This is a genomic window from Actinoplanes sandaracinus, assembly GCF_030009775.1.
GTDB lineage: Bacteria > Actinomycetota > Actinomycetes > Mycobacteriales > Micromonosporaceae > Actinoplanes > Actinoplanes sandaracinus.
On record NZ_JASCTH010000096.1, the window covers coordinates 1 to 1,006 of the forward strand.

Here is a 1,006-nt window from a genome sequence, read left to right on the forward strand (position 1 = left end):
CATGATCTGCTGCGCTGCCAGGCCCGCCAGAAGGCCGGCCGGGTCGAGGATCCGTCGGCGGTCGCGCTCGACACCCAGTCGATCCGGGCGGCGAACCACGTTCCGGCCGCCACTACGGGCAAAGACGCAGGTAAGAAGGTGCCGGGCCGCAAGCGGGGCCTGGCCGTGGACGCCCTCGGCCTGATCAATCGCGGTCGTGGTCACCGCCGCGAGCGTGACCGACAACGCGATCGGGATCAAACTACTGGACCAGGTCGCGCAACACACCCCGACGGTGACCGCAGCCTGGGTCGACGCGGGCTTCAAGCAGGACGTCGGTGTGCACGGCGCCGTGGTCGGCATCGACGTCCAGGTCGTCAAGCGCTCCGACACCAAGCCCGGCTTTGTGCCGGTCAAGAAGCGGTGGATCGTAGAGCAGGTCTACGGCACCTTGATGTTGCACCGCCGGCTGGTGCGCGAGTACGAGAGCAAGCCGGCCTCGTCGGTGTCGCGCACGTTGTAGGCATCGATGGCGAACATGGTTCGCCGGTTGACCGGCACCAGCACGGCGACCTGGCGAAACCCGTAAGGCCGGCCGGTGCACCTCGACACCCTTCTCGGCCTGATCAGCGAACGCGAGACCACCGCGACCGCTACCGCCGGACGCCTGCGCGAGCAGATCAGCCTGCTGACCACTGAGCTGACCCGCATCGATCGTGAACTGGCCGACCTGGCCACCACCCGCGGCATGCTGCGGAATCTGGCCGCGACCGAGTTCACCGCTGACGACCCGACCGTGATCAGCTCCGCCTACCAGCAGATCCTCGCTGTTCTGGGCACGTCCACCACCGGGATGCGGGCCAAGGACGTCTGCCTCGCCCTCGACATCGAACCACTGCACAAGAACGTCGAAGGCACCCGCGCCAAGCTGAAACGCCTGGTCAACCGCAACCTCGTCACCGAGAGCGAGACCGGAATATTCACCCTTGCCCCTAAAAGGACGTAATCTCTATAACCGCCCTCTCAG

The 1,006-nt window shown here is 66.3% G+C and carries 1 protein-coding gene and 1 pseudogene; both read left to right on the forward strand.

The window, feature by feature from the left end; translation table 11 throughout:
* Window positions 1-568, forward strand: a pseudogene (locus QLQ12_RS46975) (transposase); the annotation flags it as partial.
* A gap of 9 nt (window positions 569-577) precedes the next feature.
* Entirely contained in the window at window positions 578-985 is a 408-nt protein-coding gene (locus QLQ12_RS46820) for a hypothetical protein (RefSeq protein WP_282767549.1), read from the forward strand.
* The last annotated feature ends 21 nt before the right edge of the window (window positions 986-1,006 follow it).